12 protein-coding genes and 1 pseudogene are annotated in these 15,182 nt (G+C 62.3%); 8 read left to right on the top strand and 5 right to left on the bottom strand.

Annotated features, from left to right (window positions below; genetic code table 11):
* Positions 1-265 precede the first annotated feature (265 nt).
* The 5 genes and pseudogenes from QFZ23_RS01110 to dnaA all read right to left on the bottom strand — a co-directional run bounded on the left by QFZ23_RS01110 (position 266) and on the right by dnaA (position 6,157).
* Positions 266-823 (bottom strand): DUF721 domain-containing protein, encoded by a 558-nt coding sequence (locus QFZ23_RS01110; protein WP_306920124.1) that lies wholly within the window; start codon positions 821-823, stop codon positions 266-268.
* Entirely contained in the window at positions 810-2,012 is a 1,203-nt protein-coding gene (gene recF, locus QFZ23_RS01105) for a DNA replication/repair protein RecF (protein ID WP_306920123.1), read from the bottom strand. Before recF ends, QFZ23_RS01110 begins: the two co-directional genes overlap by 14 nt.
* 60 nt (positions 2,013-2,072) lie before the next feature.
* Positions 2,073-2,984 (bottom strand): annotated as a pseudogene (gene gnd / locus QFZ23_RS01100) (phosphogluconate dehydrogenase (NAD(+)-dependent, decarboxylating)); the annotation flags it as partial.
* 90 nt (positions 2,985-3,074) lie between these two features.
* A complete protein-coding gene (dnaN, locus tag QFZ23_RS01095) occupies positions 3,075-4,199 on the bottom strand; it encodes a DNA polymerase III subunit beta (RefSeq protein WP_306920122.1) in 1,125 nt (374 codons plus the stop codon).
* A gap of 536 nt (positions 4,200-4,735) precedes the next feature.
* Positions 4,736-6,157: a chromosomal replication initiator protein DnaA gene (gene dnaA / locus QFZ23_RS01090; protein WP_306920121.1), complete on the bottom strand. Its 1,422-nt coding sequence runs from the start codon at positions 6,155-6,157 to the stop codon at positions 4,736-4,738.
* A 471-nt stretch (positions 6,158-6,628) separates the two neighbouring features.
* On the opposite strand from dnaA, the gene rpmH reads away from it, so the two are divergent.
* From rpmH to QFZ23_RS01050, 8 genes are all read left to right on the top strand, one after another.
* Positions 6,629-6,766: a 50S ribosomal protein L34 gene (rpmH, locus tag QFZ23_RS01085; RefSeq protein WP_003800212.1), complete on the top strand. Its 138-nt coding sequence runs from the start codon at positions 6,629-6,631 to the stop codon at positions 6,764-6,766.
* 40 nt (positions 6,767-6,806) lie between these two features.
* The gene (rnpA, locus tag QFZ23_RS01080; protein ID WP_306920120.1) at positions 6,807-7,232 is read left to right on the top strand and encodes a ribonuclease P protein component; all 426 of its coding nucleotides are present in this window, start codon (positions 6,807-6,809) and stop codon (positions 7,230-7,232) included.
* Positions 7,225-7,620 carry a membrane protein insertion efficiency factor YidD gene (gene yidD / locus QFZ23_RS01075; RefSeq protein WP_306920119.1) on the top strand — a complete coding sequence of 132 codons (396 nt, stop codon included), beginning with the start codon at positions 7,225-7,227 and terminating at the stop codon, positions 7,618-7,620. Before rnpA ends, yidD begins: the two co-directional genes overlap by 8 nt.
* A gap of 16 nt (positions 7,621-7,636) precedes the next feature.
* On the top strand, positions 7,637-8,617 hold the full coding sequence (gene yidC, locus QFZ23_RS01070; protein ID WP_306920118.1) for a membrane protein insertase YidC: 981 nt from the start codon (positions 7,637-7,639) through the stop codon (positions 8,615-8,617).
* Positions 8,617-9,180, top strand: a complete 564-nt coding sequence (locus QFZ23_RS01065; protein ID WP_306920117.1) for a Jag family protein — start codon at positions 8,617-8,619, stop codon at positions 9,178-9,180. The genes yidC and QFZ23_RS01065 overlap by 1 nt, the downstream gene beginning before the upstream one ends.
* 19 nt (positions 9,181-9,199) lie before the next feature.
* Positions 9,200-9,850 (top strand): 16S rRNA (guanine(527)-N(7))-methyltransferase RsmG, encoded by a 651-nt coding sequence (gene rsmG / locus QFZ23_RS01060; protein WP_306926594.1) that lies wholly within the window; start codon positions 9,200-9,202, stop codon positions 9,848-9,850.
* A gap of 85 nt (positions 9,851-9,935) precedes the next feature.
* Complete coding sequence (locus QFZ23_RS01055) at positions 9,936-10,988, top strand: ParA family protein (protein WP_306920116.1); 1,053 nt, start codon at positions 9,936-9,938, stop codon at positions 10,986-10,988.
* 67 nt (positions 10,989-11,055) lie between these two features.
* Positions 11,056-12,387 carry a ParB/RepB/Spo0J family partition protein gene (locus QFZ23_RS01050; protein WP_306920115.1) on the top strand — a complete coding sequence of 444 codons (1,332 nt, stop codon included), beginning with the start codon at positions 11,056-11,058 and terminating at the stop codon, positions 12,385-12,387.
* Positions 12,388-15,182: the final 2,795 nt, after the last annotated feature.

Genomic DNA, 15,182 nt, shown 5'->3' with positions numbered 1-15,182 from the left:
GTTTCACCGGCGCCCAGTTATCTAGAGGAATTCTATCGTGAAACATGGTTGATCCATGCATTGGCGGGGCGCCGACGCGGTCCAATGTGCCTCTCGCTGGCCATTGGCCCCGCCTGCAAGGCTCCAGCAGTCCCCTTTTTGGACTCCTATACGGTCGACGGCGGTTTAAGCGCCCTGCACGCCGTTTGGGGTCTGTTCCCGAAAAGCACAATCGGAAGAAGCGGCACCCGACGGATTTAGTCCCGATTGTCCGCAATTGTGGCCGCTATCCGTAGGTGTCCCTAGGCCCGCGTCCGTTGACGGTGCGCCCACCCTTGCGCCAGTTCGGTGCGGCCGGGCCCAGCACATGGATGCTGGTGACCACGCCGTCACCGAGTTCGGTGCGGAACTTTTCGAGCAGGCTCATGCTGAGCAACCGGAGCTGCGTCGCCCAGGCCGTGGAGTCGCACCTGACATGGAGAGTGGTGTCGGTAAAGCTTTCCGGCGTGCAGTGGGCAGCGATTTCTGGTCCCACAAGCGCCGGCCACTCGGCCATAACCGAGCCGACGGCCACCGGGGAGGTCCAGCCGCGTTCGGCGACCAGCCGCCCCACGACTTTTCCCAGCCCCAAGGGATCGCGTCCGGTGGAGTGGAACTGGCTGAAGCCCCGCGTTCCCTGGGCTCCAGTACGTGGTTTTTGGCTGCCGCCTGCTCGCGGCGCTTTCCGGCGGACCTCTCCGCGTGCGGCCGCTGCCTCACGCATCCTGTTTAGCGCCGCTTGGGCGGCATCGATTTCATCGGGATCGCGGCCCGGCTGCAGGCCGCCGTCCTTATCCCTGTTCATCGATTCCTCCCGGGATAACCTTCACCCGCCGGCCCGCAAGCTCGTCCGGAATATCGGCGTCGACGGCGGCGGTCACCAGCACCTGCTCGGCGCCGGCAACTATTTCCGCCAGTTTACGCCGCCGCTGGACATCAAGTTCGGCGAAAACGTCGTCCAGGATGAGGATCGGTGCTGAGCCTCCGGTGCGGGCGTCGTCGAGCATGACGTAGTAGGACGCCAGCCGCAGGGACAGACACATGGACCACGTTTCACCGTGCGAGGCGTAGCCCTTCGCCGGTGCCTGCCCCAGCACGAGTTCCAGCTCGTCGCGGTGCGGACCCACCAGCGAGATGCCCCGTTCGAGTTCCCTGCGGCGGGACGCCGCGAAGGCCTGGACGTAGCGTTCGGCAAGCTCATCCACGGACAGAAGCCCGAGATCCTCGGCCGGGGTTGCCTGCCCCGATGGAGCTGCCGAAGGGCTGGCGGGCTCGCCGTCGTCGTCCATCATGTTCTGCAGAGTTGAGCGGTAGACCGCATCCGCGGCCTTGGAGCCATCGGTCAGTTGAGCGTAGGCATTGTTGAGGTGGGGCCGCAGGCGCTCGACGAGTTCCAGCCTGGCATGGAGCAGCTCCGCTCCGGCCCGTGCCATGTGCTGGTCCCAGACATCGAGGGTGGCTTCGTGGCCGGCGGTGAACTTTCCGGCCCGTCCCGACTTCAGCAGTGCGTTGCGCTGTTTAAGCACGCGGTCATAGTCGCTGCGGGTGGCGGCGTGCCGGGGAATCAGGCTCACCAGGAGCTCGTCCAGGAAGCGGCGGCGGTTCGACGGATCACCCTTGACGAGCGCCAGGTCCTCCGGGGCGAAGAGGACGGTGTGGCAGATGCCCAGCAGGTCTCTCGCCCGGACGGGGTTGCTGCGGTTGATGCGTCCCCGGTTGGCCCGGCCGCCGTTGATCTCCAGCTCCAAAATGGTGGATTGTTCGCCCCGGACCAGCTTTGCCCGGATCAGGGCGCGGTCCGTTCCGAAACGGAGCAAGGGACCGTCAGCACTGACCCGGTGCGAACTGAGGGTTGCCAGGTAGCCGATGGCTTCCATCAGGTTGGTCTTGCCGATTCCGTTGGAACCGACCAGGACCGTGACCCCCGGATCAAACCGGAGATCCACCTGGGCGTAACTGCGGAAGTCGGTCAGGGACAAGTGTTCTAGGTACACGCGATCTTCAAATTCTCGGGAACCGTCGGTCCGGAAGCCGGCCGGAACCCGGACACGGAGCTACTTGGCCGGACGGGTGGCATGCCCGCCGAACTGGTGGCGCAGCGCGGACACCATCTTCATTGCCGGCGAGTTGTCCTCGCGGGAGGCGAACCGGGCAAACAGCGCAGCGGTGATGGCGGGGGCGGGGACCGCATTGGCGATGGCCTCCTCCACGGTCCAGCGTCCTTCACCGGAGTCCTCGACGTAGTCGTCGATCGAGGCAAGTCCCGGATCCTCGTCCAGGGCCTTCACCATGAGGTCCAGAAGCCAGGACCGGACAACTGTCCCCTTCTGCCAGGCGCGGAAAGTGCCGGGGAGATCGGTCACGATTTCCTTGGCGGCGAGGAGTTCATAGCCTTCCGCGTAGGCCTGCATCAGGCCGTACTCGATACCGTTGTGCACCATCTTGGCGTAGTGGCCGGCGCCGACGCTGCCCACATGGACGAAGCTGTCCGCGCGGTCGCCTTCGGGACGGAGCGCGTCAAAGACCGGAAGGGCACGTTCGATGTCCTCGGCGTCGCCGCCGGCCATGAGACCGTAACCGTTCTGAAGGCCCCAGACTCCGCCGGAGACGCCGCAGTCAGCGAAGCGGATTCCTTTTTCGGCGAGGGCCGCGGCATGCTTCTGGTCCTCGGTGAAGCGGGAGTTGCCTCCATCGATCACCATGTCGCCGGGCTGCAGCTTGGCACCGAGCTCGGTGATGACAGCGTCGGTGATTTCACCGGCCGGAACCATGACCCAGATGAGGCGCGGCGCAGGAAGGGCGGCGATGAGTTCGTCCGTGGAGGCAACATCGGTGACCTCGGGGTTGCGGTCGAAGCCAGTGACCTCGACCCCGCCCTTGCGCAGCCGTTCGCGCATGTTGAAACCCATTTTTCCAAGGCCGATCAGTCCGATATGCACCGTGTGAACTCTTTTCTGCGCGGATGGTTAGGGATGGCGGTCCACCCAAACAGGTAGCAGCTCAAGGCGTTCTGAAGGCTCGGAAGCCCCTCAGCTGCTACCTAGTTGGGATGTGGCTTAGTTGGGCAGGCGCACCGGCATCACGAGGTAGCGGTAGTCGTCCTGGTCCTCGCCGTCGACGTCGTTCTGCGCGGTGATCATGGCAGGTTTGGGTGCCGTGGTGAAGGAGAAGCGCACAAACTTGGTTTCAATCACGCTGAGGCCTTCAACCAGGTAGTGCGGGTTGAAGGCAACGGTGATGTCATCGCCCGAGAGTTGCGCCTCAAGTTCTTCCGATGCCTGGGCGTCCTCACCGGTGCCGGCGTCGAGGTGCAGCTGGCCCTGCGTAAAGGCGAGGCGGACCGGGGTGTTGCGTTCTGCCACGAGCGAGACGCGGCGGACCGCCTCCACGAGCTCCTGGGTCTGCACCGTGGCATGAATCGGCGTGGAATCCGGGAACAGCGAGCGGATCTTGGGGTAATCGCCGTCGACCAGCAGCGACGTGGTGGTGCGTCCGCCGCTTTCAAAGCCGATAAGCCGGCTGTCGTCGTCGGCGATGGCCAGGTTGATGTCACCGCTGCCGCCCAGAGTCTTTGCGACCTCGTTCAGCGTTTTGGCCTTGACCAGGGCACTGGTGGAGATGCCCGGAGTGACGGGCTTCCAGGGAACTTCCCGCATGGCGAGCCGGTAACGGTCCGTGGCCAGGAGGGTGATGAGGTCGTCCTCGATCTCCATCCGCACGCCCGTGAGGATGGGAAGGGTGTCGTCCTTGCTCGCGGCGATGATCACTTGGGATACAGCCTGGGCGAACGCGTCACCGGCGACAGTTCCGGTGATGGTGGGCAGCGCAGGCAGCGGCGGGTATTCAGCCTCGGGCATGGTGGCCAGGTGGAAGCTGCTTCGGCGGCAGGTGAGTGTCACCTTGTTGCCGTCGGTTTCGATGTCCACCGGCGCCGAGGGCAGGCTGCGGCAGATGTCCGCCAGGAGCCGGCCGGAGACCAGGATGGTGCCTTCCTCCCTGATGTCGGCAGGAATTTCAAGCCGTGCGGAGGTCTCGTAATCGAAGCTGGACAGGCTGACGGTTCCGGATTCGGCCTTGAGGAGGAGGCCGGAGAGCACCGGTACGGGCGGCCGCGGAGACAACGACCGGGCTGTCCATGTGACGGCTTCTGCCAGGACGTCCCGTTCGACTCTGAACTTCACGGAAGGGTGCCGCCTTTCATTGCTGCTGCCATTTTCTGAACGGGAACTCGCAAGGAGCCCACAAGACCGTTGCCCCCAAGTCCCTGAACCTGCATGGTCCGCGCATGGCCGACCGCGAACAAACCCAGGGATGGGAGCGCTGCAGACAGCTTAGCCGGAACTACAAGGATTTCCCCATCCCCGCCAGTGATGCCAGCTCTGCCGGCAGCCTGGTGGCCGATGCTTGGGCCGGTGCGTGGAGGTCGCGGAAGGAGATTGTTGTTTGAGGGAATTCGATTTTTTGGGATTAGTAGTGTTAATAACTGCTGTGGAAACTGTGGATAAGTCGGTTTCACGGCTCGGATCCGCGGTTAAGCCCTGTTCATGGACTGTGGGTTCGGCACGTTTTAAACAGGCTGTGGATGTTGACAAGATTTTGGCCCGGTTCCGTGATCCACAGACGCCTTAAGGGTTTTAAGCCCATTAACCGCGGTTGTCCCCTTAACTGTCCACAGGGTTATCCACACGCACCTGTTAATAAGGTAAAGAACCTTGGATCAGGAGTCGCGCTGCTGCTGCTTGATCCGGTTGGTGAGCTCGGTGACCTGGTTGTAAATCACACGACGCTCGGCCATGAGTTCACGGATCTTGCGGTCGGCGTGGATCACGGTGGTGTGGTCGCGTCCGCCTAGCTCCTGGCCGATCTTCGGCAGCGACATGTCGGTCAGTTCGCGGCACAGGTACATGGCGATCTGCCGTGCCGTCACCAGCGTCCGGGTCCGGGACTTGCTGCAGAGCTCCTCCATGCTGAGCTTGAAGTAGTCCGCCGTCTGCTGCAGGATCTGGGCCGACGTGATTTCCTGGGCGCCGTCGTCGGTGATGAGGTCCTTGAGCACCATCTCGGCGAGAGCGACGTCCACCGGCTGGCGGTTGAGGCTGGCGAATGCCGTGACGCGGATGAGGGCGCCTTCGAGTTCGCGGATGTTGCTGGCGATCTTCGAAGCGATGTACTCCAACGCGTCGTCCGGGGCGGAGAGGCCTTCGCTGAGGGCCTTCTTCCGGAGGATGGCGATGCGGGTTTCCAGCTCAGGCGGCTGGATGTCCGTCAGCAGGCCCCACTCGAAGCGGGACTTCATCCGGTCCTCGAAACCTGCCAGCAGCTTGGGCGGCTGGTCCGAGGTGATGACCACCTGCTTGTTGTTGTTGTGCAGCGAGTTGAAGGTGTGGAAGAACTCCTCCAGCGTCCGGTCCTTGCCGGCCAGGAACTGGATGTCATCGATCAGGAGGACGTCGACGTTGCGGTACGTCGTCTTGAAGCTGGCGCCTTCATCGTCACGGATCGAGTTGATGAAGTCGTTGGTGAATTCCTCGGAGTTGACGTACCGGACGCGGATCCCGCTGTAAAGGCGCCGGGCGTAATGGCCGATGGCGTGCAGCAGGTGGGTCTTACCCAGACCCGAGTCGCCATAGATGAACAGCGGGTTGTAGGCCTTGGCAGGGGCTTCTGCCACGGCGACGGCGGCGGCATGGGCAAACCGGTTGGAAGATCCGATCACGAAGGTGTCGAAAACGTACTTGGGGTTGAGGCGGCCGAATTCGTGCGAAGTGCTCGGCAGCATGGGCTGGGGCTTCAGCTCAACGGAGGGATCGTTTGCGAGGGAAAGCTCGACGGCGGGTTCCGGCTCTTTGTGGATGGGCACCAGATCGGTGTCGACGTCGATCGCGCAGCGGATGTCGTCCGAGAAGACGTTGCGGAGCGCGTCATCGAGAGCGTCCTTGACCTGGGTCTGGAGCACTTCCCGGGTCAGTTCGTTCGGCACTGCAACGAGAAGGGTGGAACCGATGAGGCCCTGGGCCTGCGCGAGGATGACAAAGCCGCGTTGCCGGGGCGAAACGCGGTCGTCCTGTTCGAGAAGATTCACCACGCGCCGCCAGGAACTTCCGACAGTGTTGGCGTGGTTGGCTTCGTCTACTGTCATCAAATTTGGTTCCTCAAAGCTTGCTGCCTGCATTACATGCAACCGCAAGCCCGGAACCAGGGTCCTGGCCCGGCTTAATCCACAGGGTTATGCACAGTCCGTGGATAATCGGCTACTGGGACACTCTAGGGGATGAAAAGCCTAGAAGATAGCTGGGAAGTGCCTTGTGGATAATTACACCGTTGTGGTTCGAAAACGGCCATTGTGAGCTGCTTCATCCACAGGTTCGGCACCCCGTTAGCCACAGCTGGGGAAACACGGCGGGTGGCTTGCTGGTTTGACTCCCTGCGGCGTTTTGCCCTAACGTTGTGGAGTCCTTTGTGCCTGCTTTCTGAACCCATTTTGGACTTCCGGACGCTCCGCGTGTTCCGGGAAATTCAGGGGAAGCAGACACATACAAAACTTAGCGTCGGCCAGTTCTTCCCCTTACTGATCGGGTGGGCGCACCTTTGATCCACTGGAGTAACTAACGTGAGCAAGCGGACTTTTCAGCCGAATAACCGCCGTCGGGCCAAGAAGCACGGCTTCCGCCTTCGTATGCGCACCCGTGCCGGCCGTGCCATTCTGGCCGCCCGCCGTGGCAAGGGTCGCACCGAACTGTCGGCCTAAATACTGACTTGTCGGTCTTCTTCCTTCTGCGAGATTAGCGGTGCTTGCCACCCGGAACCGCCTGAGGACTTCAACCGATTTTTCAACAACTGTACGTTCCGGCGTCCGCAATGGACGCCGGAACGTAGTGTTATATACGGCAACTATTGGAGCCGACGAACCCAGCCGCATCGGCTTCATCGTTTCCAAAGCTGTCGGGAACGCTGTTGCCAGGAACCTCGTTAAGAGGAGACTTAGAGAAGCCGGCGCTGTCTCGCTGCGCGAGTACGGCACCGGATTCGCTATTGTGGTGCGTGCTTTGCCCGCCTCGGCAACAGCCAGCTGGGATGAACTCCTGGCGGATTACAACGCCGCTTTGGAAAACACCATGAGGCGGCTGGCTGGCCGCCTTCCGGCAGTGACTGGAAAACGGCCAGCTGGAACGCCACAGGACGCAACAACACAGGAAGGGACACAGCGTGCTTGACCCGACTGCCGCCGTCGTCCATTCCCCCAAGTCCGCAGCAGCGGCCGCGGGCAGCTTCATCTGGAACCTGCCCCGCAGTATCCTCATTCTTCTGCTTCTGGCCTACCGCAAGGTGGTTTCGCCCTTGTACGGCCAGGTCTGCCGCTTCTTTCCCTCGTGCTCGGCCTATGCGCTTGAAGCAGTCACCGTCCACGGCGCTGTCAAGGGCAGCTGGCTCGCGGCCAGGCGCCTGGCACGCTGCCACCCGTGGAACGCCGGTGGCGTGGACCATGTCCCCGCCGGCCACCGGGAATGGCCTGAAAACCAGACCCCCACAATTGTTGTGCTGAACAATCCGGACAAGTACCTGGCTGCTCAGACTGATGGAGAAGGCCGCGCTGCGGCCTGACGAATAGGGAAATCGTATGGACTTCTTTGGAACAATCATGGCCCCGTTCAAATGGCTGGTCTCAGTCATTATGGTCGGCTTCCATGACGGATTGAGCTTCATTGGCCTGCCGGCCGCGAACGGCTGGACCTGGACGCTGTCCATCATCGGGCTGGTGCTGGTCATCCGTGCAGCCCTGATCCCCGTGTTCGTCAAGCAGATCAAGGCACAGCGAGGGATGCAGCTGCTGCAGCCCGACCTGAAGAAGATGCAGGACAAGTACAAGGGCAAGACCGACCAGCTTTCCCGCCAGGCCATGGCGCAGGAGCAGATGGCCCTGTACAAGAAGCACGGCACCAACCCGTTCTCGGCCTGCCTCCCGATGCTCATCCAGATGCCGTTCTTCTTTGCGCTGTTCCAGGTGCTTTCCGGGATTACCGGGGCTGCCACCAGCGGACAGGGCATCGGAGCCATGAGCCACGAACAGGTGGTTCAGTTCGACAAGTCCAGCATTTTCGGCGCTCCGCTTTCAGCGACCCTGCTTCACGGCACGCCTATTGGCGGCAACGTGGTTGCGGTGTGGATCCTCTCCATCGTGATGATCCTGGCCATGACGGCCTCGCAGTTCATCACGCAGAAGCAGATCATGGCGAAGAACATGTCCGAAGAGGCCATGGCCAGCCCGTTCATGCGCCAGCAGAAGATGATGCTGTACATCCTGCCCATCGTCTTCGGCGTGGGCGGCATCAACTTCCCCATCGGTGTCCTGATCTACTGGACCACCACCAACCTGTGGACCATGGGCCAGCAGTTCTTTGTCATCCGCCGCATGCCGACGCCGGGATCCCCCGCCGCCAAGGCCCTCGCCGAGCGCCGTGCCGCCAAGGGCCTTCCGGCCCTTCCCATCCTGGGTGGCAAGAAGGCCGACGCCGAAGCCGAAGCAGCTGCCGCCGCTGCTGTTGCGCAGGCCCGGACGCAGCGCACTCAGCCACAACGTAAGAACAGGAAGAAGAAGTAATGTCTGTTGAGAGCTCTGAACACGCACTTTCCGCTGAGGCCAGCGAAGACCAGGACTCCACTGCCGGTACCGTGAACGCGGCCAAAGGCACGTCGGCAAGCCGCCTGGAAGAAGAGGGCGACGTAGCCGCCGACTACCTTGAGGAACTGCTCGACATTGCCGACATCGACGGCGACATTGACATTGAGGTCCGGAACGGACGCACCTACATCTCGATCGTGACCGAGGAAGAGTCCGCCGGGCTGGAGAGCCTCGTGGGACGCGACGGTGAGGTGCTCGAAGCCCTTCAGGAACTGACCCGGCTTTCCGTTCTTTCCGCGACGGAAAACCGTTCACGCCTGGTGCTCGACATCAACGGCTACCGCAAGGAACGCGCGGGCCACCTGCAGAAGATCGCTGAGGACGCCGTCGCTACGGTCAAGGAAACCGGCGAGGCCGTCGCGCTGGAGCCCATGAGCGCCTACGAGCGGAAGATCGTCCACGATGCCGTTGCCGACCTGGGCTTCGTCAGCGAGTCCGAGGGCGAGGGTGCAGGCCGGCACATCGTCGTTTCCGCCGACTGAGCCGTTGGCTGACTTACTGATGGTTGAAATGACGGCTGCCGAGCGGCAGGCGGCGGAGAAGATCTTCGGCGACCGCCTGGGCCTGGCTGAACGGTATGTCGAACACCTGGCGACGTCCGGGACCGAGCGCGGACTCATCGGTCCGCGGGAAATCCCCAGGCTTTGGGGACGCCATGTCCTGAACTGTGCGGTGATCGAAAGTGTAATTCCCCAGGGCAGCCACGTGGCCGACGTCGGAAGCGGCGCCGGCCTGCCGGGACTCTGCCTGGCCATCGCCCGTCCTGACCTCGAACTGACCCTCATCGAACCGCTGGAACGCCGGGTGATCTGGCTGCAGGAAGTGGTTGACGATCTGGGTTTGAGTAATGTCACGGTCATGCGCACGCGTGCTGAACTTGCCGTTGGGATGGTGACGGCCGACGTCGTGACCGCCCGGGCAGTGTCCGCCTTGAGCAACCTTGCAGGCCTTACCATTCCGCTGCTTGGCGGTGAGGGTGAAGTCGTGGCTATCAAGGGCCGCAGTGCCGCCGAGGAGATCGAGAAGGCAGCCAACGCCATTCGCAAGCTTGGCGGCGTGGAGACCTCGGTGGTCACCGTAGGCCAGGACCTGCTCGAGGAGCCCACCACGGTAGTTCGGATCGTAGTTAAGAAGACCCAAAAGAGCGCCTAGCCCCGCAAGGTGCCGCGGGTCCTTTGGGTGTAGCGGTTAGGCTAGAGAACGGCAGTGAAAGCCGAACGAGAGTGAGTGTGTCCCAGTGACCAGTAGCGAAACCTCCACGCAGCGGATCCCCCCGTTTGTGTCCCTGGGGTCGGCGCGTGCCTTTGGCGTATCACCGGTCGCTACAACGGCAAATCAGTTCAATCCGGTTGCAGGCACGGGTGCCGCTAAGGTTTCACGTGAAACTGCCGCCCGCGGCAACGTCTTGGACACCCTGGATGACTCGAGCCCCATCGCACGGGAACTCGCGCACGAGAACAGGCGGCGTGAGCGGCTCCTCGGCCGCAATCTGCCGAAACCGGAGAAGACGCGAATCTTCACCGTTTCAAACCAAAAGGGCGGGGTGGGTAAAACCACAACCACTGTCAACATCGCTGCGGCGCTGGCAGCGGCCGGCCTGAACGTCCTGGTCATCGACATCGACCCGCAGGGCAACGCGTCCACAGCTCTGGGCATTGAGCACCATGCAGACGTCGACAGCATCTACGATGTGCTGATCAACGACTTGCCGTTGGAAGACGTCGTTGCTCCCTGCCCCGACATCAGCAACCTCATTTGCGCTCCTGCCACCATTCACCTGGCCGGCGCTGAGATCGAGCTGGTCTCGCTGGTCGCACGGGAGCAGCGCCTCCGCCGTGCCATTGACGTCTATGCCAAAGCCCGGCAGAAGAAGGGCGAGCAGCGGCTGGACTACATCTTCATTGACTGCCCGCCCAGCCTGGGACTGCTGACGGTCAATGCCTTCTGCGCGGCCGGAGAGGTACTCATCCCCATCCAGTGCGAGTATTACGCACTCGAGGGCCTGAGCCAGCTGCTGAAAAACATCGAGATGATCCAGAAGCATTTGAATGCTGATCTGGAAGTCTCCACCATTCTGCTGACCATGTACGACGGCCGGACGAACCTGGCCGCGCAGGTCGCCGCTGAAGTCCGGCAGCACTTCCCGGACCAGGTGCTGGGCGCTGTGGTCCCGCGCTCCGTGCGGATCTCCGAGGCGCCGAGCTACCAGCAGACTGTCATGACCTACGATCCATCCTCCAGCGGCGCGTTGTCCTACCTGGAAGCCGCAGCGGAAATCGCTGAGCGTTAGAATTTTCCAAACACAGCAACAGCCGGAGCCCGGCATAGCCGGGCTCTTCCGATGGAGGGAATCATCCATGAGCGATAAGCGACGCGGGCTCGGTCGCGGTCTTGGCGCACTCATTCCAAGTTCCGCTTCCGCAGGCGCTTCGGGTAACGGAGCAGCTCCGTCGCGCCCTGTGGATCTCTTCTTCCCGGAGGCGCGCAAGGCGGCTGAACCCGTCCCTGCCGTAGATTCGGACGAGTCAGTCCTCGACGAAGCGCCGGCGCGCCGGTCCGGCCTGAAGGCTGCGGCTGAAGCTCCGGACTCGGCCGAAGCGGGCGACTCGGATGCGGCGAAGCCCTCTCCTGCCAAGTCCACGGCCAGGACTGCCGATCCTCGGGGTGTCGCTTCGGGTGCCGGCGCGGATGCCGGCAGGAATGCTGGTGCGGCCAAGTCCGCCGAGGATGCTGAGAAGTCCGAGGCCATTCGCCAAGACACATCCGCAGTGGCTGAGCCTCGGAACGATGGAGATTCGGCCCCGGCTGTCGCCGGCGCGCAAAAAGCAGGCGTCGCTGCTGTCCTGGATAACGACGTCGAACTCGTCGAGGTGCCTGGCGTCCGTTTTGCCGAAATCCCGGTTACTGACATCCATCCCAACCGCAAACAACCGCGTACCGTCTTCGATGAGGACGACATGGCGGAGCTTGTTCACTCTGTTCGAGAAATAGGCGTCCTCCAGCCAATCGTGGTGCGTACTTCAACCGAAAAGGGTGGAGAACCGTACGAGCTGGTAATGGGTGAGCGTCGGTGGCGGGCAGTTCAGGCCGCCGGACTCTCCACGATCCCGGCGATTGTCCGTGACACGACGGATGATGACCTGCTTCGTGACGCGCTTCTGGAGAACCTGCACCGCAGCCAGCTGAATCCGCTCGAAGAGGCAGCCGCGTACCAGCAGCTGCTGGAGGACTTTGGCACAACGCACGAGCAGTTGGCTGACCGCATCGGACGTTCACGCCCCCAGGTATCCAACACTCTACGGCTGTTGAAGCTCCCCCCGCTGGTCCAACGTCGTGTAGCAGCCAATGTGCTCTCGGCCGGGCACGCCCGGGCTCTCCTCTCGCTTCCTGATGCAGCGGCCATGGAACGCCTTGCCCAGAAGATTGTGGCTGAAGGCATGTCGGTCCGTGCCACAGAGGAAGCCGTCACACTGCACCGTGAACCCGCGACACCGGCCAAGAACAACATCCCCCGCCCGGGTGCACGACACGAACGTCTGGATTACCTGGCCTCCTCGCTCTCGGACAGGCTCGACACCAACGTGAAGATCTCGCTCGGAGCGCGCAAGGGCCGCGTGAGCATTGAGTTCGCGAGTGTTGAAGACCTCAACCGCATCATGGACGTCCTCGCACCGGGGGCCGACAACTAAGGTATTAGTTGAAGATTGGGGTCCGTTCAGATGAACGGGCCCTTTTCTATTCCTGTGTGCGGATCCTGGCTGGATTGCACGCCGGCTAGGGGCTACTGGACTGCTGCTCAGGGTGGTCGGCCCTGGTGAGTTGACTTCTGATGGGCTGTTGGCGGCGCCGGCCTATGGACCAACGGTGGGGCTCAAGGGGCCTCTTTGAAAGGCGTTCCTGGTTGCGCGCAGAACATGTGCTGTCTGCAGGAGTGCCGCAACGAAAAGTTTCGGTGCTTGAACGCGAATGCGGTCAGCTAGAACTCGCTGTATGTGTCGTGCCCGCCTATTCCGGGAGTTTCGTGGCGGCTCCATTTGTCTCGGCCGCTATGGCTCCTACTAATTGCCGTTGTAGCAAGTCCGTGAGTCGCCGCTAATGTGGGCTCTAGCACGTCTTATGCGCTTTGCGCGCGTGAAGACTGGACGCCAGCCCGGCCTATTCGGCGCTGGCGCGCTCAAAGCCCCCTTAGAGGGGCCGCTGGCGCCGTCCTGGGCTGCCACTATCATCCGGAGGCGGAGGCGCGGGCGCGCCACCGTTGACCGGCAGCCGCTCGCATCCGTGCACACCGCGTAAAGCTGGATGGCAGAAGGCTTTGCTTTTCATCCGGCGGCCGGTTTGGCTTCGAGTTCTGGCGTGTGGGAAACTCGCGGACGCAAGCATGCGTGCCTTATGGTCCTGACGTGCAAAGTGACGGTTTCGGTGCAGTGCGATGCGGTGCATGGCCGTCGGTTTCAGTGTGATGTTGCCTTCCAGTGCCTGGTCCTGTTTCACGTGAAACTCCGCCCGGACTTATCGCCCTATCCGGCTAAACGCCGGACCTGATTCTGGGAAATCGTGACGCTATTGCCGCGGCTGTTTCTCCGGTGTTACCGTGGCCAGCGCGCCAAGGCGCGGATGCGCTCTTGTTAGCTGGGTGTTCTACACCGCGGCGATAGAGTTACCTACACTGGCTGTGTCCCTGCTTCCCACTCACGTTTGGCCGTGAACTTATCGCCCACTTGTGGCCGAGGCTGCCACAACTCTGCTCGTCAGGCACGCCTCCCACATTGTTTGGGAACGCCCCATGTCCCCAGTGTGCAACCCACGGTTGCGGCGGCTGCAGGCTGTGCAGCTGACTGTTTCTTGGTTCTGGGTCTAGCGACTCGGGTTACCTCGTTTGTACCTGCGGAGTAGCTCTTGCCCTGGTTGTGCGGTGCCGTGACGAGCGTAGGGGCATCACGCCCCGGGCACCCGTTTCACGTGAAACGTCAGCGTCGCGCGTTGCACCTTTCAGTTGAGAGTCCTTCAGGCGCCCCGTTTCACGTGAAACAAGCGAACGGCAGACCCCTAAGCAACGCCATTGACCGTGCCACGAATGTGAATTCCTCCGTGCAGGCGGCCAGCATTTTCAGTGCCTCATGCCGGCATTGAATTTGCCGAGTATCGGACGCGATGACGCTAAGCCAAAGCGCGCATGCAGTGGCGCAGGGTACTGACGTCCATCGGAGGCTCTTAGGATGCTTCTGTGGTCCTCCTAAGGCCCCATGCGAAGAGCTGCAGGCCGGGCTGGCAAAAGGGCACGGAGGCCGAGCGCTCGATTGTCAGGGGTGTCGGGGGTGGCAACCAACCGGGGGTCGGACGGAGCCCTTGTGAGCAGGATCCCGACACGGATCCGGGCTCGATCCGATACCTCAGAGGTTTCGATGAACAGTGGCGCAACAGGCAGGTTCCGCGGATGCTCCTCTGGGTTCTGCCATTGTTCGCCTGCCCCGTGTACGGGATCGTCGTGAGGGGGCGGCAGCGTAAGGATATGTCGTTTCGAATATGGCCGGTGCCAAGCTCCACCGGTGCTCGTAGCGTTCTGTTTTTGTCCGTCTCCCCCGTGTATGCGATCACCGCACGAAGCCTGCACGACAGTGACAAATCGTGTCGTAGATGGCTCCCTCCAAGACCAGCGGGTGCTCCTCAGATCTTCTTTCGTCTGCCCACCGTGTACGCGATCATCGCGCAAAGCCTGCAAGGCAGCGTCTAACCACTTGGAAGATATCTAGCGCCAGGCCGACTTCCGTCGCAATCCGCTGACCGCTGCCTGCGCCAGGAAGCGCGCCTGTTCTGAGAGTCCAGCCGCTCCTCTCTCGTAGTTCGGCCACCCAGCGTTTCACGTGAAACGTCCCTATCACTGGCAACGCGCTTCGACTAGCTGTCCAGGCGGAGAACCTAGCGCCTCCCAGAAGTCGACTGTGGGGCCGCTCCGTCTCGGCAACTCATTGACGCTCGGCAACTCATTGACGCTCGGCAACTCATTAGCGCGGCGCATTGGCGTGCGGGGCCGTTTCCAATTCGACCGAATCCCCCGTATGCGTCCGCCGTCAGGCAGCATCAGAGCAACGCCGAAATCTCCGGGTTATGCCTGGCTGCGATAGTGGTCCGGTTGTGGGATCGCATTCGGCCTGCATCGAATCCGCGGACTGAATGTCCTCACCAGCCTGCCGGGCGTTCGTCCCTACCCCTACAGAAGTCCAGTGGGGGCGCCCAATTGCCAGAGCCGCGTGGCGGGCTCCGTCGTATTGGATTTGCCTTTACCCGACCCGAGGGCTGCACTGGTTCTCGGTCGGCGGCCCCAGAGTCACTGTTATAGCACCAAGGGGTGCCGACAGCAAGGTAGCTGGTCCACCGTTCAAGCTGCCTGACTCGAGCGCATGACATTGGCGAGAGCCGTCCGAGTGCCGGGGAATCCACAGGTTCCCACCGGCTTTCCCGGCTCTCTCCACTGGTGATAAGCCGG

The sequence above is a fragment of the Arthrobacter globiformis genome (genome assembly GCF_030818015.1).
Taxonomy (GTDB): domain Bacteria; phylum Actinomycetota; class Actinomycetes; order Actinomycetales; family Micrococcaceae; genus Arthrobacter; species Arthrobacter globiformis_C.
This window is presented reverse-complemented; position numbering and strand designations above follow the sequence as displayed.

Bases quoted from the DNA above. Each gene is read 5' to 3' on its own strand.
- QFZ23_RS01065 (WP_306920117.1), top strand. From the start codon at position 8,617: ATGTCTGTTGAGAGCTCTGAACACGCACTTTCCGCTGAGGCCAGCGAA.
- rsmG (WP_306926594.1), top strand. From the start codon at position 9,200: ATGGTTGAAATGACGGCTGCCGAGCGGCAGGCGGCGGAGAAGATCTTC.
- QFZ23_RS01050 (WP_306920115.1), top strand. From the start codon at position 11,056: ATGAGCGATAAGCGACGCGGGCTCGGTCGCGGTCTTGGCGCACTCATT.
- yidC (WP_306920118.1), top strand. From the start codon at position 7,637: ATGGACTTCTTTGGAACAATCATGGCCCCGTTCAAATGGCTGGTCTCA.
- QFZ23_RS01110 (WP_306920124.1), bottom strand. From the start codon at position 823: ATGAACAGGGATAAGGACGGCGGCCTGCAGCCGGGCCGCGATCCCGAT.
- dnaA (WP_306920121.1), bottom strand. From the start codon at position 6,157: ATGACAGTAGACGAAGCCAACCACGCCAACACTGTCGGAAGTTCCTGG.